This window comes from Pseudomonas sp. TTU2014-080ASC, assembly GCF_001446935.1.
Taxonomy (GTDB): Bacteria; Pseudomonadota; Gammaproteobacteria; order Pseudomonadales; family Pseudomonadaceae; genus Aquipseudomonas.
Genome location: NZ_LKKK01000012.1, coordinates 368656 through 390425, shown reverse-complemented (window position 1 = coordinate 390425; position 21770 = coordinate 368656). Strand labels below are relative to the sequence as shown.

Here is a 21770-nt window from a genome sequence, read left to right as displayed (position 1 = left end):
AGTGGTGCTGAACTTTCCTAAGTTCGGGCCGGTCAGAGATTAGGAATGGCAGAGATGCCCTTCGATGCTCCTTTGTTGTGTTAAGTGTTGGCAGACATCTGAACCCCGCCCTAGCGGTTCAGATTATTAAACTCCGAATCTCCCTCCCCATAAGAGGTTCGGAGTTTTTTTTTACCTTCAGTCCTGTGCTTCTTCTTCCGCTTGCGCAAACTCTCCAAGCTCCAGCCACTGGGCCAGAACTTTCTGCGCTTCATCAATGCCCTGACGCTTTGGTGCAGAGAACAGCTGGATAGTAATCCGGTCGCCCCAGCGTTTACGGATTTCCTGCTGAACCTTGAGCAGCGTGTTCTTGGCTGCACCAAACGCCAGTTTGTCTGCTTTGGTCAGCAAGATGTGCATCGGCATGCCGCTGGCAGTGGACCAGTCGAGCATCATTTCATCGAATTCAGTGAGTGGGTGACGGATGTCCATCATCAGGATCAGACCGCGCAGGCACTCACGGCTGCCCAGATAGGCTTCAAGGTGTTTTTGCCAGTGCAGTTTCAGTGGGATTGGCACTTTGGCGTAGCCATAACCAGGCAAGTCGACCAAGCGGCGTTCTTCATCCAGACTGAAAAAGTTGATCAGTTGAGTGCGCCCCGGAGTTTTCGACGTGCGGGCCAGGCTGGCGTGGGTCAGGGTGTTCAGGGCGCTGGATTTACCGGCGTTGGAACGTCCGGCAAAGGCGATTTCAAAGCCGCTGTCTTCAGGGCACTGCTCAACTTTAGCTGCGCTGATAAGGAAGCGGGCCTGCTGACAAAGGCCAATAATCGGGTTTTTAGCTTGCATGAGGGTATCCGTGGGGAGGGCTTGGGCGCGTGACAGATAGGCTGCCCTTGCGACATATGAGCGCAGTCTGCTTTTGTGTGCCTGACACAGCAAGCTGCCTCGTTTCCGTTTCAATGACGCCAGTATATAATGGCGCAGATTTTGTGTGCGCTTTCTACATTTATGTTGGGTAGGGTGCGTGGAGCAGGTCAAGATCAACTGCCGCTAGAAGCAGGTAGCTCCCCTCCTGGTGAGGATGATCTGATGACAAAATTGTTGTTTGCAGCCAGTGTATTGGCACTGTCCTTTAGTGTGCAGGCTGCACAGGACACAGAAGCTGTTTATGCGCGTTCGTGCGGGATTTGCCATAACGGTCAGATCCCAATCGCCCCGGCGCGTGGTGACAAGGCCGCCTGGCAACCACGACTGGAAAAGGGCCATGAGGCTCTGGTACAGAGTGTCACCAGTGGTCTGAATGCCATGCCGCCGCGTGGGATGTGTATGGACTGTAGCGCTGAGGATTACCTGGCACTCATCAAGTTGATGTCAGAGTAAACCCGGCTTAATAAACTATTTCTCTTAGCCGTAAATTGGATTAGCTGATGAACAAAGTACTCGTGAGTCTGCTGTTGACCCTGGGCATCACCGGCCTGGCACATGCCGCAGGCAATGCTGAAGCCGGCCAGGGTAAAGTTGTTGTGTGTGGTGCCTGCCATAATCCCGATGGCAACAGCGTTGCGCCTAACTTTCCCAAACTAGCCGGTCAGGGCGAGCGCTACCTGCTCAAGCAGCTGAAAGACATCAAGTCCGGCGCTCGTCCGGTTCTGGAAATGACTGGCATGCTGGATGCCCTGAATGATCAGGATCTGGCAGATATCGCAGCTTATTTCGCCAGCCAGAAAATGAGCGTTGGTGCAGCTGATCCAAAACTGGTTGAGCGCGGTGAAGCGCTGTTCCGTGGCGGCAAACTCGACGAAGGCATGCCAGCTTGCACTGGTTGCCATTCGCCGAACGGTGCCGGTATTGCCGCAGCGTCCTACCCGCATCTGGGTGGCCAGCACGCACAGTACGTTGCCAAGCAGTTGACTGACTTCCGCGAAGGCAACCGTACTAACGATGGTGACAGCATGATCATGCGTTCCATCGCTGCCAAGCTGAGCAACAAGGACATCGAAGCACTGTCCAGCTACATTCAGGGTCTGCATTGATTCTGTAAGAGTTTGAAATGTTCTGCGTAAATAGGGTGGCTTAGGCCGCCCTATTTCGTTGTGGGCCCCGCTACAATGGGCGGAACCGACTGCACTCTGATTGAGTCGAACCCCACTCAACTGCCTGTACTGTTTGCTCTTCAAGGAGTTATTCATGCGTAATCTGATTCTCAGTGCTGCACTTGCCACTGCCAGCCTGTTTGGCGTGGCTGCTCATGCTGAACCAATTGAGGCGGGCAAACAGTACGTCGAGCTGAGCAATCCTGTTCCGGTGTCTGAACCGGGCAAGATTGAGGTCGTCGAGCTGTTTTGGTATGGCTGTGGCCACTGCTACAAGTTTGAAGACACGATCAATCCGTGGATTGAGAAGCTGCCTGAAGATGTGAACTTCCGCCGTATTCCGGCGATGTTTGGTGGCATGTGGAACATCCACGGCCAGATGTTCATCACGCTGGAAGCGATGAAGGCTGAGCACAGCGTTCACTCCGCCATCTTCAACGCCATCCACGTGCAGGGCAAAAAGCTGGCAACCCCTGAAGAAATGGCTGACTTCCTCGCCACTCAGGGCGTAGACAAAGACGAGTTCCTCAAAACCTACAACTCCTTCGCTGTGAAGGGGCAGGTGGAGAAATCCAAGAAGCTGGCTATGGCCTACCAGATTACCGGTGTGCCGGTGATGATCGTGAACGGCAAATACCGTTTCGACATTGGCAGCTCGGGCGGCCCGGATCAGGCTCTGCAAGTTGCCGACTTCCTGATCCAGAAAGAACGTACTGCTCAGTAAATGTCCTACTTGGATGAGCATGTAAATGCTTAGACGCTGGCTGCCAAGGCGATCGATTGACCTGTGTGATCCACGGGTCAATCCGGCCTTTGAGCCACAGCAGGCGTGGCCTGAAAATGGCAGCCTGCGACTCCTCAGTTTCAATATTCAGGTTGGGATCAGCACTCAGCGCTATCACCATTACCTGACCCGCAGTTGGCAGCATGTGCTGCCTACCGCCGGACGCCACCACAATTTGCAACGCATCGCACAAGTCCTGCACGACTTTGATCTGGTTGCATTGCAGGAAGTAGACGGCGGCAGTCTGCGCTCTGGCTATGTTAATCAGGTCGAGCATCTCGCGCGCCTCGGCGCGTTCCCGTATTGGTATCAACAGCTCAATCGCAATCTCGGGCGATTGGCACAGCACAGTAACGGTGTGCTCAGTCGTTTGCGTCCGTCGCTGCTGGAAGATCATCCGTTACCGGGCCCGCGAGGGCGTGGGGCGATGCTGGTGCGTCTGGGGGAAGGCGAGGATGCAGTGGCGGTGGTGATGATGCATCTGGCGTTGGGAGCACGGGCGCGAACCCGCCAGCTGGCCTATATTCGCGAGCTGCTCAGTGATTACCGGCATCATGTGTTGATGGGCGACATGAACACTCACGCCACTGATTTATTGGAGCACTCACCTTTGCGCGATCTGAGTTTGCGCGCACCGCAGGTGGCTGCCACCTTCCCCAGCTGGCAGCCGCAGCGTTGTCTGGATCACATCCTGCTGAGTGCTGATCTGGAGTTGGAGCGCTGCGAAGTTCTGCCGTTACCGATCTCGGATCACCTACCTGTCGCAGTACAAATTCGCTTGCCCACTTCACGTTGAGGGGTTGGTACGCCTATGCTTCGTGCATTTACAAGCATGGATCCGAACCATGAGCGACGACGCCCAGCGCTGGAAAAGTAAGTACCTGGAAAGCCTGGAACAGCAGGAAAGCCTTGAGCAGCGCTGGGAGGCGCGCTTAGATCTGCTGCGCCGAGGTCTGGTGCGCAGTTCTCTGGCTGCCGAAGGCAGTGACAAGGCCGTGGATAGCTGCATGCAGGAGCTGCGCGAGCTGCTGCGTCGCAATGATATTGATGCCGGCATGTCTGCGCTTATTCCGCGTCTGGAGAAAGCCGTACTGCTCTCGGAAAAGCGCCGTGAGGAGCGTATCGAGCAAAACATTGCCGGTGTCAGCAAGCTGGCCAGCCAGTTGCTGGCCATGGACCTGCCTCGGGATGTGCGCCGCTCACTTAAGCAGTTCAGTCGCCAGGTTGAGCAGCGCGCCAGCCATTCCAGTGGCATTCCCGCCCTGCTTAGTGAGTTGGGTACGCTCCAGGGGCAGGTGCTGGAGACGATCAGTTCTGATGCGCCACGCCCGGGTTTTTTGCAGCGTCTTTTTGGTGGCGCAGCTGAGTCGGAAGAGGAGAAGTTGCAGAGCGCCGCAGTCGTCAGCGAATCAGCTGTACCGGTACCGGTACCGGTGACGGACTCTGATGACGAGCCTGAGGCGGCCCAGCAGTCGCCCCAAAATGCACCGGAATCACACTCGGTTGTTGCCGCGGAGCCTGTGCTCGCGCAAGTGGCTGCGCCGACGGTCGCCAGCGAGGTGTCTCAGGGTGTGACCAGCTCCGTTGAGGTTGATGAAGATCTGGCTGACGCAGCTGGCTCTGAAGCAGTGTTCGAAGAAGATGCTTATTCACTGCCTGATCCCCTTGAGCCCGGTTACAGCACAGTGGCTCCGCACATTGCCGAGAGCCTTACACGCCTGCTGGATGAGCTGGAGCTGCCCGCTCACCATCTGGACCAGGGGCAGGCCCTGCGCGAACGTATCTATGGCGGGCTGAACTGGTACGAGCTGGTGCCGGTGCTGGACGATATCGTGGTGCTGATCCGGGCGATGTCCAATACTGGTGAGCAGGAGTTCGTCAGTTACCTCAAGCAGCTCAATCAGCGTTTGGAGTCGTTCCTCGGCACACTCAGTGAAACCCATGAAGGCTATAGCGAGTCGGTCGAGAGCGTGCGCAGCTTCAATCAGGAGTTGCGTGAGCAAGTCAGCGGGCTGCAGGCCAGTGTGCAAGATGCAGTGGATTTACCCAGCCTCAAGGAGTCGCTGGAGGCGCGTCTGGATGGCTTGCTGAGCACTGTTGTCGAGCATCAGAAAACCCATGAAGGACGCGAGGCGTTGATCACTCAACGGCTGCAGCAGCTCACTGAGAAGGTGGCTGAGATGGAGCAGGAAGCCCAGGGCTTCCGCGATCACCTTGAAGAGCAGCGCCAGAAAGCACTGATTGATCCGCTGACAGGATTGCCTAACCGCGCAGGCTGGAACGAACGCCTGGAGTTGGAGGTGGCGCGTTTCAAACGCTACGGTGGTGAGTTGTTGATGGGCGTGCTGGATATAGATTTCTTCAAGCGCATTAATGACACCTATGGGCATCAGGCTGGCGACAAGGTGTTGCGCATCATCGCTACGGAGCTTTCCAAACGCATCCGTAAGACTGACTTCATCGCGCGCTTTGGTGGCGAAGAATTTGTCCTGCTCTTGCCTTCCACGCCGCTGGAAGGGGGCAGGCAACTGCTTGATACCTTGCGCATGGCTATTTCTGAGTGCCCGTTCCATTTCCGCGGTGAGCCGCTGGTGATTACCTTGTCAGGCGGGCTCAGCGCCTTTACCAGCGAGGATGAGGCCGAAGAGGTGTTTGAACGGGCCGATCAGGCGCTGTACCGGGCCAAGAACAGCGGGCGTAACCGGATCGAGCTGGGCTAGTCTGCAATCAAACGCCTGCGAGAGTTGGCCGGTCAGACAGTATTTCTGCCAAATGGAACGGGTTTCCTGCCGCGTTAGGGACTAAACTCTGCGTCCGTTTTTTAGGAGCATACATGGAAATATTTGGTATCGCGGCGTTGATCTTTCTGGTCACCGACCCCTTCGGCAATATCGCCATCTTTATTGCAGCCTTAAAGAACGTCCCTGAGTCGCGTCGCCTCAAGGTTGCTGCACGTGAGCTGCTGTTTGCACTGATCCTGTTGCTGGTGTTTCTGAGCTTTGGCGACAAACTGCTCAGCGCTTTGGGCCTGTCCCGCGAAGCGACGGCCATTGCCGGTGGCATCATTTTGTTTGTGATTGCCATGCGACTGATCTTTCCCGGCCCGCAAGGGGTGCTGGGGGATGTGCCGGATGGCGAGCCCTTGTTGGTGCCGTTGGCTACACCAGCAGTGGCCGGGCCATCGGCGCTGGCTGTGCTGATGACCTTACGCAATACCCATGATGGCCCCGTATGGGAGCTGTATGCCGGTGTGTTGCTGGCCTGGGCGGCGACCGCCTGTATTTTGTTGCAGGCGTCGTTCCTGCAGCGTTTTCTCGGACCTCGCGGGTTGACCGCAGTGGAGCGGCTGATGGGCATGTTGTTGATCATGCTCAGCGTCGACATGCTGCTGGATAACCTGCAAAGCGTGTTGCATATCACCCCATGAAAGTCTTTTTACTCAGTGTTTTGATGTTCCTTGTAGCCGGTTGCAGTACGGGCCTGCGTATTGATGACAGCTACACCTCCAGCGCACAGAACAGCCGGGTGCAATACATCGTGTTGCACTACACCTCGGCTGATCTGCAGCGTTCTTTGCAGCTTCTGACCCAGGGCGAGGTGAGCAGCCACTATCTGATCGGCGACAAACCCGCCACGGTCTATCGCCTGGTGGATGAAAACCGCCGCGCCTGGCATGCCGGTGTCAGCCAGTGGCAAGGGCGGACTTGGCTCAATGGCACCACCATTGGCATCGAGATGGTGAATCAGGGGTTCCGGGACACCCCGGCAGGGCGCGTCTGGCAGGCGTATACCGATGAGCAGATTGAGGCGCTGATCCTACTGTTGAAGGACATCATGCAGCGTCACAACCTGGCCCCGGGGAGCATCATTGCCCACAGCGATATTGCCCCACAGCGCAAAAGTGATCCGGGCCCGCTGTTTCCCTGGAAGCGCCTGGCCGATGCCGGGCTGATGCCGTGGCCGGATGCAGCGCAGGTGGCGCGCCAGCAAGCGTATTTCAGCAGTAGCTTGCCGAGTGTGCAGTGGTTCCAGGAGCAGCTGCAGCACAACGGTTATGAAGTGCCGCAGACAGGTGAGCTGGATAAAGCCACACGCAACGTCATTGCCGCGTTTCAGATGAAGTATCGGCCCGCCCGTTACGACGGCCAGCCGGATGCAGAGACTGCAGCCCTGCTGCGGGTGCTGAACAGCATGCCGCGCTGATTAGTGGGGGAGAGAGCCGCTCGCTGCTGTGCAGCCGAGCGGCTTTTTTGTGTCTGTGCTTAGCGCGGATGCGTGGCGATCAGGCGGGAGTCAAGCAGGGCGGCGCTGCGGTGAACTGTCGCCTGTTGGTATTCGCTGTCACTGAGCATGCTCAGAAAGGCGGCTTTGTCGGGGTAGCGGACCAGCAGCATCTCATCCCACTGTTCGCCGGGCGGTGCGATCAGTGCGGCGTGGGCGCTGGCCATCAGTTGCACCTCGCCACCGACACTGCGGACTTTGTTCAGGGCGATCCGGCTGTAGCGTGCATAGGCTTCGCGGCCGCTGCAGGGGCTGTGCTGGCTGTCGGCTGGATACTCGGCACGCTCGCGGAAAAGCAGCAGGTTGAGCATTAGCAAGGGCTTGGCGTCTTCGACCTGTTGCGTAAATACCGCCAGTTGTTCGCGGCTTGGGTTAATGCTGGGCATGGGGTTTCTCCGGCTGGAAAGCGCCAGCATCGGTAATCACCAATGCCTGCGCAATGTGCATCAGCCGCAGTGATAGCGGGCAATAGCGCTAAACCGGCAAGGCAAAATAGAACTGTGAGCCCTGACCTGTGCGTGAGTGCACGCCAATATGGCCGCCATGGAGCTGGACGATCTCTTTGCACAGAGCCAATCCAAGACCCGCGCCGCCCTTTCGATGGCTGACCTGGACGAAGGGCTCGAAAATACGGCTCTGCTGCTGGAAGGGGATGCCTTCGCCGTTGTCCTCTACAGTCACCACTACGCGCTCAGCGAATAGCCGAGCACGTAGGCGGATGGTGCCGCCGTAGTGGCTGTGGCGCAGGGCGTTGGCGATCAGGTTGTCGAGCACCCGCTCGATTTGTACCGGGTCGATCTGAATCAGCGGCAGCGGGCCGTTTATCTCGCAGTTGATGCTGACCTGCTGTTCTTTGGCCTGGCTAACGAAACGCTGGCGGGCGCGTTGCAGCAGCGGCTCAAGGTCGCAGGCACTGCGTTCCACGGATTGCAGGCCATGCTGGTAACGGGACACGTTGAGCAGGTCGTTGATCAGGCGCAGCAGCCGGTTCATCTCTTCTTCAACCGTGTTGAACAGGTCGGTTTCCCTTGCGCTCGATGGTGCCTGCATGCCTTCGCGCAACAGGGAGAACGCCATCAGCATGCCGGTCACCGGAGTGCGCAGTTCATGGGAGGCACGCAGAACAAACTCGCTGCGTACCTGATCGAAGGCGCGCTGTTCGGTGACATCCCGCAGCACCATCACAGCACCGAGAATGCGCCCGTCATCCAGGTTGATTGCGCTGAGGTTGTAGGCCAGCAGACGCTTTTCACCATCGATGTTCACTTCCAGATCGGTCGGATCGAACTCGCTATTGTCACCGCGCAACACCTGCTGCAATTGCTCGCTGAGTCCGCTGTGGCTGAGGGCATTAGTCAGGGGCTGGGCGAGCTGAATGGTGTTCCAGCCGAGCTGGCGCTGGGCCACTGGGTTGGCGTGTTCGATCCGCCCGCTGCAGTCGACGATGAGCAGGCCGTCATTGATGCTGTCGAGTACGCCTTGCAGTTGTTGCTGCTCCGCTTGCAGGGCTTGTACGTCGCTGTTCTTGAATTGGCGCAGGGCTTCTGCCATCAGGCCGAAGCGTTGACTGAGGGCGGACATTTCGGCAACCGTGGTGACTGGCAGCACCACTTCGAAATCACCCTTGCCGATCTGATCCGCAGCACGCGCCAGGGACTCAATCGGGCGGCCAAAGCGCTGAGCAATGGTGTGGGCGGTGATATAGCCGATTACCAGCACCGCCAGACCTGTCGCTGCCAGCAGGATCGTCACCAGCCAGGCGCGTTGCTGACCGCGCTCCTCCTCTTGCTCAACGGCCTGGATGTAGTGCAATTGCACGTTGTAGATCTGGTCGCGCAGTTCTTCCACAGCGTTGCCGAAGCCGTCGTTGCTGAGGATCGAGCGGCGCACGGTGAGCGGTTTAGCGAGCAGGCCGTCAACGTGATCGTAGGCTTGGGCGACTTGCCGGATGGCGATCTGTTCGTTCTGATCCTTGGCGATTTGCGCGGCTTTTCCCAGCCAGACCTTAAAGCGCTGATCTGAGCGCTTTAGCGCTTCGCGGTCGAGTTCTTCAGCCAGTAGCAGGATGACCTGTTTGCTCAGCTCCTGATGCATGCCCATGCTGGCTTCAATAATGCGCAGGTGCTGATCCATGGCTTGGTTTTTCGCCTGGGTTAGCTGGAGCACGCTGAAAATGGCCAGCAGCAGCCCGGCCAAGGCCACTGTGACCAAGGCGCTGCTGCCCAGAAAGAGTTTGCTGCGTAGTTTCACAGGCTCAGTTGTTTGCGTTTGCGGTAGAGGGTGGAGGCATCAATCCCGAGGGTTTTGGCGGCCTGATCCAGGCTCTTGCTGTTAGCCATCACCGCGCTGATATGGGCCCGCTCCAGTGCTTGCAGGCTGAGTTCATCGCCAATCTGCGGCTGGCTCGAACCGGCCTGCGGGCTGAAACCGAGATGGTTAGGCTGAACCCATTCTTCTGGGCAGATGATGCTGGCCCGTTCCACCACGTTGCGCAGCTCGCGGATATTGCCCGGCCAGGCATGTCGCAGCAGAGCCTCGCGGGCCTCTTCGCTGAAGCCTTGAGCCGGGCGGCTGTATTCGGCAACGAAGCGGGCGAGGAAGTTGTCTGCCAGCTCGAGGATGTCCTCTCGGCGTTCGCGCAACGGCGGCAAAGTCAGGGTGATGACATTCAGGCGGTACAGCAGGTCTTCCCGAAAACGGCCCTGACGCACCATCTCATCCAGCGGCAGGTTGGTGGCCGAAAGAATACGCACGTCGGCGCGGCGGGTTTGCGGATCACCAATGCGTTCGAATTCCTTGTCCTGAATAAAGCGCAGCAGCTTAGGTTGCAGGGTCAGCGGGAAGTCGCCGATCTCGTCCAGGAACAGGCTGCCGCCGTCGGCCTGGCTGACCCGGCCAAAAGTGCTTTCGGTGGCTCCGGTAAAAGCGCCGCGGTTGTGGCCGAACAGTTCGCTTTCCATCAACTCAGTGGTGAGTGACGGGCAGTTGATGGTGACCAGCGATTTATTGCCGCGTTTGCTCCAGCGGTGGATGGCCTGGGCCAGCTCGCCCTTACCGGTGCCTGACTCGCCGAGAATGAGGATGTTGGCGTCGGTGCTGGCCACCTGTTTGGCGGTTTCCAGCACGTTCATCAGCACCGGGCTGTGGGATTCCAGGGGATGTTTGGCGCTGTGTGATTGCAGCAGGAGCTGGCTACTTTGCTGGCGCAGGAGCAGCTGTTTGCTTGCGGCCTGGCGCAGTTGCTCCGGGGTGCAGGGCTTGACCAGATAATCTGCTGCACCGGCTTGAATGGCGTCCACTGCGGTATCAATGGCGGAGTGCGCGGTGACAATCACCACACGCATCCACGGTACGCGTTGACGCATGTAAGCAAGCACCTGCAGGCCGTCTTCATCGCCCAGGCGCAGGTCGAGAAAGCACAAGTCAAAGACCTGCTTGTGTAGCAGCGTTTCGACTTGATCCATGCAGGTAGCGGTGCGCACCTGGTAACCCTGATCTTCAAGGCAGTAGCGAAAGGTACGCAGAATGGCAGGCTCGTCATCGACCAGCAGAATTCGGCCCGGGGCCTGTGCTTCGGTTCCTGTTTGCATGCCGATCTCCTTTGGTGAAGTCACAGAAAATTAGTCCCCTGCTGGCGTTGCAAGTTGCACGGCCTGGCCGCCTGATCGTGCAAGGTGCAAGTGGTATGCAAGCTTTATGGCTGTTGTAACTCACTGATTTTCATGCGCTTTAATTTCACATCCAAGCTGGCACGACAGTTGTACTGCATAGCATAAGGCTGCGACGAACGGCAGCTGAACAGCTTGGGTGAAACCTGCGCAAACCTGCTTTCAACATAGTTGGAGATGGCATGTGCAGCCATGGCCCGGGCAATCAGTAGATAGACGGTGTCCTGCGCCAAATGGCGTGTGCAGCCAGCGAACCGAATGCTTCGGCAAGGATCAAAACTGCTGATTCAGAAAGGTTCACCTGTACTTTGGGCCGCGAGTGGAGTTAGCACCCGGGCCGGTGGCGGGACACCTGCATTCATTCCGGCTTGATGGGCCTGGCCCGGAGAGCATTTCGCGCACTGGCGCATGCTATGCAGGAGAGTTGCCATGTTGAGTTGGGCTATTACCTTTCTGGTCATCGCTATCATCGCTGCAGTACTGGGCTTTGGTGGTATTGCAGGCACCGCAACAGGAATCGCCAAGATCCTGTTTGTGGTCTTTCTGGTGATGTTTATCGTGTCCTTTGTGATGGGACGTCGCAAAGGCTAGGGAGATGCAATGAGAGCGTTCGATTCGCTGCTCGCTGCCCTGTTGTTAGGGGGCAGCGCAGCTGCAGTGGCTGCTGGTACGGATGCCGATACCTATCTCAATGACTTGCTGGAGCGTGACCCCGCATACCGGCAGGTGTGGACGGAGATGGTCAGTCAGGAAGCCGGGTTACCCAATTGGGTGCTCAGCCTCTCGGGCGTATCGATGCCGGTCGCGTCGCAGCGGGCCGGTGATGAAACCTACGAAGTGGCCATGCTGTGCAAGCAGCATGACTGCTTTAACAATCGTCTGTACGTGGCATTCAGCGCCGATAAGAAGCAGGTAGATGCGCTGTATGTCAGCGTACCGGAAGGCCTGGCCGACAGTGAGGCACCGAGCAGCCGGGCGCGACAGCGCTGGTTGGGTGGGCCGGGCTTTGAGGTGCGCAAGCTGCTGGAAGATCAACTGAGCAGCGACCCTAACTGGCGTTAAACGCCCCTGAGCGTGTCCGCAACACGACGGAGGCCGGTGGATAACCGGCCTCCTGATCGCATTCTGCTAAGCACCGGCACTCTGTTATGAGCAGGCGCGGTATGATCGCGGCCAGTGAATGATGGAGTGGCACGATGCTCAATACCCTGTGGCTTGGATTCTTTTTGGTGGCGGCTGTTGCCGGCCTTTCCCGCTGGCTGATCGGTGACGATCCGGCGGTGTTCGGGGCAATGGTGGAAAGCCTGTTTGCCATGGCCAAGCTGTCGGTAGAAGTGATGGTGCTGCTGTTCGGCACACTGACGCTGTGGCTGGGCTTGCTACGCATTGCCGAGAAGGCCGGGCTGGTGGATGTGCTGGCTCGCCTGTTGGGGCCGCTGTTTGCCCGGCTGATGCCTGAGGTGCCGCGCGGGCATCCGGCGCTGGGACTGATCACCATGAACTTCGCAGCCAATGGTCTGGGCCTGGATAACGCCGCCACGCCGATCGGCCTGAAAGCCATGCGCGCCTTGCAGGACCTCAACCCGAGCAGCACCACGGCGAGCAATGCGCAAATCCTGATGCTGGTGCTGAATGCGTCGTCGCTGACGCTGTTGCCAGTGACCATTTTTATGTACCGCGCGCAGCAGGGCGCACCTGATCCGACTCTGGTGTTTCTGCCGATTCTGTTGGCGACCAGCGCCTCAACGCTGGTTGGTCTGTTGTCGGTGGCGGTAATGCAGCGTCTGCGCCTGTGGGACCCGGTGGTGTTGGCTTATATGATCCCCGGCGCACTATTGCTGGGTGGCTTTATGGCGTTGCTGGCAGGCATGTCGGCCACGGCGCTGGCCGGGTTGTCTTCGCTGCTGGGCAACCTGACCCTGTTTGGGGTGATCGTGGCGTTTCTGGCGATTGGTGCTTTGCGCAAGGTGGCGGTGTACGAGGAATTCGTCGAAGGCGCGAAAGAGGGCTTTGATGTCGCCAAGAGCCTGCTGCCGTATCTGGTGGCCATGCTCTGTGCTGTAGGCGTGCTGCGTGCCTCCGGCGCGCTGGAGTTTGGTTTGGATGGCATCCGCTGGCTGATTGAGCAGATCGGCTGGGATACGCGCTTTGTCGATGCTCTGCCGACTGCGCTGGTTAAACCCTTCTCTGGCAGCGCCGCCCGCGCCATGCTGATCGAAACTATGCAGAGCCAGGGCGTGGATAGTTTCCCGGCCTTGGTGGCTGCGACTATCCAGGGCAGTACCGAAACCACCTTCTATGTGCTGGCGGTGTATTTCGGCTCGGTCGGTATTCAGCGTGTTCGTCATGCCGTCGGCTGTGCCCTGCTGGCAGAGCTGGCCGGGGTGATTGCGGCCATTTCAGTCTGCTACTGGTTCTTTGGCTGAGTTGCCCGGTGGAATAGGTTCTGCGCAAGCCTGTTCGGGCAGAACCTAGTCGACCACATCAAAACGCAGCACCCCAATCATCTGTCCGGCCTCAGTCAGCACCTGAACTTGCCAGTGCCCGGTGGCACTGGCGGGGAAGTTGAGTTTGTGGGTCCAGGCGCGATAGCCCTCTTTACGACCGCCGTGGATGTTCAGGGCGATGCGGTCGATCTCACGGCCGTTGAGCGTCCATACGTGATAAATCCGCTCATCCAGGCCTCTTGGGGCGCTGATCGCCGTGTAGGCGTACAGGCCCAGGCTGCGCAGTTGCGTTGAGGTCAGCACCTCAATGCTTTCGCCTGGTGTGCGGTTGCGGTTGTCGACGTGGCCTGTAACCGCAAACTCAGTCAGCCATAGGGTTGCCGGAGGCACCCAGACGCGCCCGAGCCAGCCACCTGCACCAATCGCCACCAGCAAGCCGACCAGAATCAGCGCCCGCCACCAGCGGCGCATCGGCACAATCGAGAACAGCGACGGGAACGACAGCACCACGGCAATGGCCAGGGCCAGCTGGTAGCTCTGGGTGGTGGTCAGCTTGAAGATGATCGGCAGTGCGGTAAGCAGCACCGCGAACAAGGTCAGGGTGTGGTAACCCAGATACAGCCAGCGCCTGCGCGCCAGCCATTTGTAATACAGCGGATCGGTGATTGATATCAGTGCGGCAATCGCCAGCAGGCCACTGAACAGCAGTTGGCCACTGTTCCAGGTGGTGGTGATGAAGAAGAACGGCAAGACAAAGAACAGACTTTCCTGGTGGATCATCTGTGTGGCGTAACGCAGCACCGGTGCCGGTATTTCAAAGCCGAAGCGCCGGAGAATGCGCTCACGCAGGATGTTCTCCAGGGTCAGCCACACCCAGCTGATCAGCATCACGGTGGCAATGACCTTGGCCAGCCCTGCCTGGCGGTCGACCAGCAGGAAGCTGGCAACGCCTGAAATAAAACCGAAGACGGCAACAACGCCGGGATAGCGCTTGATCAGTTCAATAATTTGCGTGGTGTAGTGTTTCCACCGGGGCATAAGCAACTCGTGAAGATGTACGGATACGGCAAGGGCGATAAGGATACCCCTGTTGATGGCTAATACATGTGCCAGTGGCCTGATAAGCCATGTATTTCGTCCTGGTACGCCACTGCCATTTTGATGGCATGGCCTTACCCTGCTGCTTAAAAGGACAGCCCCCACGGGCGCAGTGTAAATGCCAGCTAGGAAGGAGATAGTTGAGTGGAGAATTCAAAACGAGTCCTGATCACAGGATCAGCAGGGTTTATCGGCAAGCAACTGTTGGAACGGCTGGCTGCGGAGTTCCCCTACTGGACGCTTATTGCCGCTGACATTCGCCCGCAAGTGCAAATATGGGCCTGCCCGAACGTACAAACCGTGCAACTCGACATCAGTCGCGAAGAAGACGTACTCAACTGCGTCAGGGCCTACAAACCCCACGCCATCGTGCATCTGGCCTCCATGGTGACGCCGCCTCCCGGCATGAGTGAGCAGCAGTTGTATGCGATTGATGTGGGCGGCACCCGATCAATCGTCCAGGCCGCGCTGGACAATGGAGTCGAGCAATTGATCGTTACCAGCTCCGGGGCCGCTTACGGCTATCATCCGGATAACGCTGCCTGGCTGGATGAAGACCAACCGCTGCGGGGCCATGCTCACTTTGCGTATGCTCGGCACAAGCTGGAAGTAGAAGATCTGCTGGCGCAGGTGCGCCAGGACTACCCTGGATTTAAGCAGCTGATCCTGCGGCCGGGGACGATTCTGGGGGCGAGGGTGAATAACCAGATCACCCAACTGTTTAAAAAGCGGGCGGTATTGGGCATCTGCGGCAGCGACAGCCCGTTCGTGTTTATCTGGGATCTGGATGTGATTGAGGTGATTCGTCTTGGGCTGTATGAGCGCCGCGAAGGTATCTACAACCTGGCCGGTGACGGGGCGCTGTCCCTGCGTGAAATCGCCGGCATTCTCGACAAGCCTTATATCGCGCTACCGGCGCCTTTGCTGCAAGGGGTACTGCGGCTGTTGCATCCGTTGCGGCTAAGCCAGTACGGCCCGGAACAGGTGGATTTTCTGCGCTACCGGCCGGTGCTGGATAATCGGCGGCTAAAACAGGAGTTTGGTTACACGCCGCGCTACAGCTCGGTGGAGGCCTTCAATGCATTTCTGGCCTTGGAGGGCAATCAGGCCGGTGCCTGAGCTTTGTTCCGGGCTCGGTATTCGCCGGGGGTTAGTCCGGTCCATTGGCGGAACGCACGGAAAAACACGCTGGGTTCTGAGTAACCCAGCAGCAGGGCGATTTCGGCAGCAGGCAGGTCACCGCTGCTCAGGTAACGCTCGGCCAGTTGCTGGCGGGTGTCGTTGAGCAACTGCTTATAACTGCAGCCTTCATCAGCCAGACGTCGTTGCAGGGTGCGCTCGCTCAGATGCAGGGTGCGCGCCAGTTGCGCCCGATCAGGCTCGCCGTGGGCCAGTTGCTCGCCCAGCAGCGCCACCACGCGCGCTTGCAGGCTCTCGCTGGGTAGGCGCGCCAGCAGGCTTTCGGCGTGTTGGCGCAGTAGGGTTTGCAGCGGCGGATTGGCCTGGGTCAGCGCTGCCTGTGCGAGCTTGCGGGGCAGCACCAGAGCGTAATCGTCGGCGGAGAACTGCATCGAGCAGGCGAATATCTGCTGGTACTCTTCCAAGCGCTGCGGCTCGGCATGAATAAACTGGACCCGGCGCAGCTGCCAGTTATCCAGCAGCGGGCTGAGCATTTGTATCCAGCAGGCCATCAGTGCCAGCACACGGGTGCGGGTCTGCGGGGCTTCCGGATGTAGAGGGCGGTAAATCAGCCGCAGCTCGTCACCTTCTTCGAGCAGGCATAACTCGCCGCCATCTCCGACCAGGCGCTGATAGCGCAAACCCGCCGCGATCGCCTCGCCCAGAGTCGGGCTGCTCATCAGCAGATAGCCCAGTACGTTGAAGTGTCCGGGTGGCAGGTTACTGCCGATAGCCAGCCCCGGTTCCGGGTGCTCCATGCGGCTGATCTGTTCCCAGAGTTTTTCCTGTGTGGCGAAAGGCACACGGGCATCCGGGTTGCTGAGCTGCGCTTCACTGAGGTCACACGCCTGCATCAACTGGGCGCGATCAACCCCCAGGCGCGCAGCGGCGTGCAGCACCGAGAGGGTGATGCTTGCGCTGACAGAATGTTGATTGTGCTCGGGGGTTGTTTTGGCCATGGGCTGATTCTGCCCAAAGCTGACGTGTGACGGTAGCGTCACGATATGCAAAGCTGCATTTGAGTTCCATTTTGCTGCTGGAAGTCGGCGGTCAATGTCCTGTAGTTTGGGCGTCTGCCCCCATTTATCTCACTAAGAGGAATTAGGCAGTGACAGGCAAATTCCTGAGCTGCTTGTGCGCGTTGTGTGTCGCATCTGTAGTAGCCGTGCCGGTTTTTGCAGAGCGTTCCATGCAGCACATAACCGTGCTTACGGGGGGCGAGACCGGCGTTTACTACGCTGCCGGGCAAGCCATGTGCCGCCTACTTGCGCGCACTCAGGCGGATCACAGCCTGACCTGTCAGGCGCTAGGCAGCAGTGGTGGTGTTGCCAATGTGCGCGCGCTGCTAAACGGCCAGGCGCAAATCGCGTTGATCCAGTCCAGCCATCTGCACAAAGCCCTCAACCGCCTGCCTCCGTTTACAGAAGCAGCGCGCACAGACGATTTGCGTGTGTTGTTTGCCTTGCACCATGAGGTGTTCAGCATTTTGGCGCGTCGTGACGCCGGAGTCGTACACTTTAATGACCTGCGCGGCATGCGCCTGAACGTCGGCAATCCCGGTTCTGGCCAGCGTGATGCGTTGGAGGATTTGCTCCAGGCCTGGGGCTGGACGCATGGAGTGTTTGCCATGGCCGCCGAGCTGGATGCCGCCGAACAGGCACCCGCGCTGGGCGATGGCAATATTGATGCGATGACCTACTTCGTCGGCCATCCAAATGCTGCGCTGGAGGAAGCCAGCAGTGTGATCGATGCACGCCTGGTGGCCGTATCGGGGCGTGCGGTGGAACGCTTGCTCAGCAGCAAACCCTACTACACGCAGGCGGAGGTGCCTGGCGGTCTGTACCGGGGTAGCCCGAAAGCTACGCCATCGATTGGCGTGCGGGCACTGGTGGCGAGCACCCGGCAAACCCCGGCCGATACCGTGTATGAGTTGGTCAGGACGGTTTTTGAGGATTTGCCGCGCTTGCAGCACGCCCATCCTGCGCTGGCCGGGCTGGATGAGGTGGCCATGCGCCTGACTGGTGATCCCTCCCGCTTGCATGAAGGGGCGCTGCGTTATTACCGCGAGCGCGGCTGGTTGCCAGAGTTCTGAGGTGGCTCAGCTGACGTCGCGGCGGCCCTTAAACTGCTCCACCAGCAGCTCCAGGCGCTCAGCCAGACTGGCCAGATGCTGAGCGCTGGTGCGGCTCTGGTTACTGGCAGCAACACTACTGAGGTTGGCCGCGCGGATGGCGCATAGGTTGTTCTGGATGGTATCGCCGACTGCGCTTTGCTCTTCCACCGCTGCAGCAATCTGAATGCTCATATCGCTGATCTGGTTCACTCGCTGATTGATGCCGTTGAGCGCTTCGGCCGCCTGTATGGCCTGCTCGACGCTGGCGTGTGCTTGGCTCTGGCTGCGTTGCATGGTGGAAACTGCCTGATCCGTGTTCTGTTGCAGCACGCGGATAATCTCGTGAATCTGTGAGGTGGATTGTTGGGTACGCATGGCCAGCCCGCGCACTTCATCCGCGACTACGGCAAAGCCACGACCGGCATCACCGGCGCGGGCGGCTTCGATCGCTGCGTTCAGTGCAAGCAAGTTGGTTTGCTCAGCAATGCTCTGGATAACATCGAGGACCTGATAGATATCCTGGCTGTGCAGTTCCAACTGATGCACCACCTCATGGCTCAGGGCGACTTCGTCAGCCAGTGAGTGAATGCGCTGGCGGGTTTGCTCCACCAATTGCAGACCGTTGCCGGTCTCCATGTCAGCTTCACCGGCTGCGGTGGCACTGAGTTGAGCATGACGGGCCACCTCCTGCACGCTGTTGGCCATCTGCCCGATGGCGCTGGCGACCTGCTCCGCTTCGCTTTGCTGCTGCAGGCTGGCCTGGTTGCTGCAATCGACTGCCGACGCGAGCTCACTGGCCTCCTGGCTCAGTTCGCGGGCCGATTCAGCCAGTCGCCCGACCACAGCTGCTGACTCGGATTGCAGGCTGCTGAGGCTGAAGGCGATTTGCCCGATCTCGTCATTGCGCCCTGTATAGATCCACTGACTGAGCGGGTTGTGGCCGATTTCACGGGCTTTCTCAGCGAGCTTGCTCAACGGGCGCAACATCAGGTGCATGCCGCCGCTGAGCAGACCGCTGAGGCCAGCTCCAGCGAGCAGTGCTGCGGGCCAGGATAAGTTGCCGGTTGCACCCAGAAGGCCTGCGCAGATCATCACCGGCACGCTGACCAGCGCGCTCAGACGCAGAGCCAGGCTGAATTTGGCCGGGCAAATTTGCCAGGGTGTGCGGCCTTCCCGAAGTTGTGAGTAGAGCCATTCTGCGCGGGCGATGCGCTCAGGCGTGGTGCGGCTGCGGACGGACTGATATTCGACCGTCTGGCCGTCGTGAATGACCGGGGTGACGTAGGCGCTGACCCAATAGTGATCGCCGTTTTTGCAGCGGTTTTTGACCAGCCCCATCCATGAGCGATTGTCCTTGAGGGTGCTCCACATGTGCTTGAACGCCGACGGCGGCATGTCCGGGTGACGCACCATATTGTGGTTGTGCCCAACCAGCTCAGACAGCGTGAAGCCGCTGATGCTGATGAAGTCCTCATTGGCGTATGTCACCGAGCCTTTGAGGTCTGTGGTGGAGAGGATGTTGGCGTGTTCGGGAACGGTTATTTCATGCTGGCTGACCGGGAGATTGTTTTTCATTATGCGTTTGCTCTGCGGCTGTCGGCTTGTTTTCTTCCGTGAGCAGGCCTTCCATGTAGCCATCAACGCTCACGTGCTCCAAAAGCTCTTGTAGGTCACTTGCTGCACAGGGCTTACTGAACCAGTAACCCTGAGCCATCTGACATCCCTGCGTGCGCAGGAAGTCGATGTGTTCCGCCCGCTCAACCCCTTCAGCCACAACTTGCAGGCCAAGACTCTGGCCCAGACCGATGATGGCGCGACTGATGGCGGTCAGTTCGGCATCAATAGGGGCACCTCCGATAAAACTCTTGTCGACTTTGAGGATGTGCAGGGGGAAGCGTTTCAGATACCCGAGTGACGAATAACCGGTACCAAAATCGTCCAACGCCAGGCGCACACCCAGATTGGCCAGCGCCCTGAGGGTGATGAGCGTTGCCGTGCTGTCTTCCAGCAACTGGCTCTCGGTAATCTCCAGAATCAGACTGGACGGTGGCAGCGCGGTGCTGACCAGAATCTCCGTCAGCCGTCCGACAAAGTCTTCCTGACGCAGCTGGCGGCTGGACAGGTTGACCGCGCAATGCATGTGTTCGTGGCCTTCCAACTGCCAGCTGCGGACTTGGCGACAGGCCTGCTCCAGGACCCAGTCGCCGACCCGAACGATCTCTCCGGACTCCTCCAGCGAACTGATGAAATCCAGCGGCGGAACCAAGGTGTCGCCACGCCGCCAGCGCAGTAGCGCTTCCACGCCGGTCAGGCGCATACCGCCCTGCTCGATACGGCAGATGGGCTGGTAGTGCAGTTCGAATTCGTTGCGCTCCAGCGCCTGGCTGAGGGCACTCTCAAGCTCCAGCTGATAGTGCGCATTAACCTGCAAATCTTCGCTGAAGCGGGCGAACTGCGCCTTGCCCGATTGTTTGGCGCGATACAGGGCCAGATCGGCTGCTTGCAGCGCATCCTGTGAGGCAGCAGTGGCTTTGAGGGCGGCAATACCGATGCTGGCGGATACCACCAGTACCTGATCACCAATGTGGATCGGGTGATGCAGACTATCGAGCATGCGCTGGGCGACATATTCGGCATCTTCAGCGCGGGCTAAATCGGTGAGCAGCACGACAAATTCGTCACCGCCAAACCGGCACAGGTGGTCCCCCGCGCGCAGGCATGGGCTGAGTCTGCGACTGACCTCAATAAGCACCTGATCGCCGCACGCATGCCCGAGGCTGTCGTTGATCAGCTTGAAACGGTCCAGATCAATAAACAGCAGCGCCGCTTCGCGAGCCCCGCTTTTACCGAGTTGGTAGATGGTTTGTGGCAGTAGCTCATCAAGCCGCAGGCGGTTGCCCAGGCCTGTCAGCGGGTCATGGCGAGCGGCATGCCGCAGCTGCTGCTCCACCGCTTTACGGGCGCTGATGTCGCTTTGCGAGCCGGTAATACGCTGATGGCCAGATGCGTCGGTTTCGGCAACGCCGCGAACCTGCACCCACAGGTATTCACCGTTGGCACGGCGGATGCGGTGCTCATGGTGGATCAGCGGGCTGCTGCCATTGAGGTGAGAGTCGATAGCCTGACGCAGACCGGGGAAGTCGTCCGGGTGCACGCGGCTGAACCAACTGACACTGGTCTCACCAATACTGTCGCGGCTGAGATCGAGCATGCTCGCCCAGCGGTCCGATACATACAGGCGATCGTGTTCCAGGTGCCAGTCCCAGATGCCATCATTTGAACCGCGCAGGGCACGGGCAAAGCGTGCCTCGCTGTCCTCGAGGGCTTTGCGTTGTGCGGCACCGTAAGTGTCGATGGCCAAGGTCATGTCGAAGAAGACGATCTTCAGTAGGCTGGCAAACAGCGCCTGATTGGGGTGGTCGGTAAACAGGTTTTTGAGCATCTCATCGAGATACAGGCGATAGGCTGCCAGGTACCACTTCAATTCAATACCGGCGAGTTGGTGCACCAGGCCGATGCGCAGACGTGAGGAGACATACTCTTCGTCGTATGGGCCGTGCCACAACCGTTGGTAGTACTCCAGCTGGCTGTGAGACAGGCGCAGTAGGGTGGCATCGTCACCAATCAGCGTGGCTGGGCCGGGAAATCTACGCAGGTGGTCATACAGACGGTCAGTGAAAACAGCTTGGGCCGGGCTCATGGCTTCAGCATGCTCGTTGAGGCGGATGGCATCGGAAGGTTGCCAATCGAGCAGTTGGCTCCGGTTATGGATCTCCTTGTGGGTGAGACCCATGCGCCGCATCAACTCTTCAAGTGCTTGTGCTGAACCCATTTTATTCACCTACTGCAATTATTTTTATGGGCACAAAAAAAGCGCCGAGACTGCGTGTTCAATGAACATGCTGTCTCGGCGCCTTGTCTTGCAGGCCTGAAATCCTGCCCGGCAAAGCCGGCTTCCACCCTAGCGGAACCTACTAAGCGCTAGTTCTACCTCATTACTAATTGTCTGACAATTCCTCCAGGAGGCGTTCCAGACGTTTTCTTAAATCGGCAAGTTCACGGGATTTGAATGAATGGCGGGTACGCTCCAGTGTGCTGACGGCATCCTGGAGTGCAGAATGGATC

19 protein-coding genes and 2 pseudogenes are annotated in these 21770 nt (G+C 58.7%); 12 read left to right on the top strand and 9 right to left on the bottom strand.

From position 1 onward, the window contains the following. Positions 1-177: 177 nt before the first annotated feature. Positions 178-828 carry a ribosome biogenesis GTP-binding protein YihA/YsxC gene (gene yihA, locus AO726_RS16500; protein ID WP_058069188.1) on the bottom strand — a complete coding sequence of 217 codons (651 nt, stop codon included), beginning with the start codon at positions 826-828 and terminating at the stop codon, positions 178-180. Between the two features lie 243 nt (positions 829-1071). Between yihA and AO726_RS16495 the strand changes: the two genes are divergently transcribed. The 7 genes from AO726_RS16495 (at position 1072) to AO726_RS16465 (ending at position 7062) form a co-directional block, all read left to right on the top strand. Beyond that, complete coding sequence (locus AO726_RS16495; protein ID WP_058069187.1) at positions 1072-1362, top strand: c-type cytochrome; 291 nt, start codon at positions 1072-1074, stop codon at positions 1360-1362. A 47-nt stretch (positions 1363-1409) separates the two neighbouring features. Next, a complete protein-coding gene (locus AO726_RS16490; protein WP_058069186.1) occupies positions 1410-2015 on the top strand; it encodes a c-type cytochrome in 606 nt (201 codons plus the stop codon). 154 nt (positions 2016-2169) lie between these two features. Beyond that, complete coding sequence (locus tag AO726_RS16485; RefSeq protein ID WP_058069185.1) at positions 2170-2799, top strand: thiol:disulfide interchange protein DsbA/DsbL; 630 nt, start codon at positions 2170-2172, stop codon at positions 2797-2799. 25 nt (positions 2800-2824) lie between these two features. After that, entirely contained in the window at positions 2825-3655 is an 831-nt protein-coding gene (locus tag AO726_RS16480) for an endonuclease/exonuclease/phosphatase family protein (protein WP_058069184.1), read from the top strand. 49 nt (positions 3656-3704) lie between these two features. Further along, complete coding sequence (locus AO726_RS16475; protein ID WP_058069183.1) at positions 3705-5579, top strand: GGDEF domain-containing protein; 1875 nt, start codon at positions 3705-3707, stop codon at positions 5577-5579. A gap of 113 nt (positions 5580-5692) precedes the next feature. After that, positions 5693-6286, top strand: coding sequence for a MarC family protein (locus AO726_RS16470; protein WP_058069182.1), 594 nt, complete (start codon positions 5693-5695; stop codon positions 6284-6286). Further along, positions 6283-7062, top strand: coding sequence for an N-acetylmuramoyl-L-alanine amidase (locus AO726_RS16465; RefSeq protein WP_058069181.1), 780 nt, complete (start codon positions 6283-6285; stop codon positions 7060-7062). Before AO726_RS16470 ends, AO726_RS16465 begins: the two co-directional genes overlap by 4 nt. A 59-nt stretch (positions 7063-7121) precedes the next feature. Here the strand turns inward: AO726_RS16465 and AO726_RS16460 are convergent, their stop codons facing one another. From AO726_RS16460 to AO726_RS16450, 3 genes are all read right to left on the bottom strand, one after another. Then, positions 7122-7526, bottom strand: coding sequence for a DUF1330 domain-containing protein (locus tag AO726_RS16460; RefSeq protein WP_058069180.1), 405 nt, complete (start codon positions 7524-7526; stop codon positions 7122-7124). Between the two features lie 88 nt (positions 7527-7614). Beyond that, the gene (locus tag AO726_RS16455) at positions 7615-9390 is read right to left on the bottom strand and encodes an ATP-binding protein (RefSeq protein ID WP_058069179.1); all 1776 of its coding nucleotides are present in this window, start codon (positions 9388-9390) and stop codon (positions 7615-7617) included. Continuing rightward, on the bottom strand, positions 9387-10730 hold the full coding sequence (locus AO726_RS16450) for a sigma-54-dependent transcriptional regulator (RefSeq protein ID WP_058069178.1): 1344 nt from the start codon (positions 10728-10730) through the stop codon (positions 9387-9389). The genes AO726_RS16455 and AO726_RS16450 overlap by 4 nt, the downstream gene beginning before the upstream one ends. Positions 10731-11237: 507 nt before the next feature. Between AO726_RS16450 and AO726_RS21035 the strand changes: the two genes are divergently transcribed. The 3 genes from AO726_RS21035 (at position 11238) to AO726_RS16435 (ending at position 13234) form a co-directional block, all read left to right on the top strand. Continuing rightward, positions 11238-11399, top strand: coding sequence for a DUF1328 domain-containing protein (locus AO726_RS21035; RefSeq protein WP_082629166.1), 162 nt, complete (start codon positions 11238-11240; stop codon positions 11397-11399). A gap of 9 nt (positions 11400-11408) precedes the next feature. Then, positions 11409-11870 carry an inhibitor of vertebrate lysozyme family protein gene (locus AO726_RS16440; RefSeq protein ID WP_058069176.1) on the top strand — a complete coding sequence of 154 codons (462 nt, stop codon included), beginning with the start codon at positions 11409-11411 and terminating at the stop codon, positions 11868-11870. Between the two features lie 134 nt (positions 11871-12004). Further along, on the top strand, positions 12005-13234 hold the full coding sequence (locus tag AO726_RS16435; protein ID WP_058069175.1) for a nucleoside recognition domain-containing protein: 1230 nt from the start codon (positions 12005-12007) through the stop codon (positions 13232-13234). 45 nt (positions 13235-13279) lie between these two features. Here the strand turns inward: AO726_RS16435 and AO726_RS16430 are convergent, their stop codons facing one another. Further along, a complete protein-coding gene (locus AO726_RS16430) occupies positions 13280-14293 on the bottom strand; it encodes a DUF5924 family protein (RefSeq protein WP_058069174.1) in 1014 nt (337 codons plus the stop codon). Positions 14294-14497: 204 nt separating this feature from the next. Here AO726_RS16430 and AO726_RS16425 point away from each other — a divergent pair, with 204 nt between their 5' ends. Next, entirely contained in the window at positions 14498-15472 is a 975-nt protein-coding gene (locus tag AO726_RS16425; RefSeq protein WP_058069173.1) for an SDR family oxidoreductase, read from the top strand. On the opposite strand, the gene AO726_RS16420 is transcribed toward AO726_RS16425, so the two are convergent. Continuing rightward, the gene (locus tag AO726_RS16420; RefSeq protein WP_058069172.1) at positions 15457-16491 is read right to left on the bottom strand and encodes an AraC family transcriptional regulator; all 1035 of its coding nucleotides are present in this window, start codon (positions 16489-16491) and stop codon (positions 15457-15459) included. The genes AO726_RS16425 and AO726_RS16420 overlap by 16 nt on opposite strands. 149 nt (positions 16492-16640) lie before the next feature. On the opposite strand from AO726_RS16420, the gene AO726_RS16415 reads away from it, so the two are divergent. Beyond that, positions 16641-17624: a TAXI family TRAP transporter solute-binding subunit gene (locus AO726_RS16415; RefSeq protein ID WP_058069171.1), complete on the top strand. Its 984-nt coding sequence runs from the start codon at positions 16641-16643 to the stop codon at positions 17622-17624. A gap of 6 nt (positions 17625-17630) precedes the next feature. Here AO726_RS16415 and AO726_RS21640 read toward each other — a convergent pair. The 3 genes and pseudogenes from AO726_RS21640 to AO726_RS16405 all read right to left on the bottom strand — a co-directional run. Then, a pseudogene (locus tag AO726_RS21640) lies at positions 17631-18209 on the bottom strand (methyl-accepting chemotaxis protein); the annotation flags it as partial. Between the two features lie 318 nt (positions 18210-18527). After that, positions 18528-19220 (bottom strand): annotated as a pseudogene (locus AO726_RS21635) (PAS domain-containing protein); the annotation flags it as partial. Next, the gene (locus AO726_RS16405; protein ID WP_082629165.1) at positions 19189-21477 is read right to left on the bottom strand and encodes a putative bifunctional diguanylate cyclase/phosphodiesterase; all 2289 of its coding nucleotides are present in this window, start codon (positions 21475-21477) and stop codon (positions 19189-19191) included. The gene AO726_RS16405 and the pseudogene AO726_RS21635, both read right to left, overlap by 32 nt. Between the last annotated feature and the right edge of the window lie 293 nt (positions 21478-21770).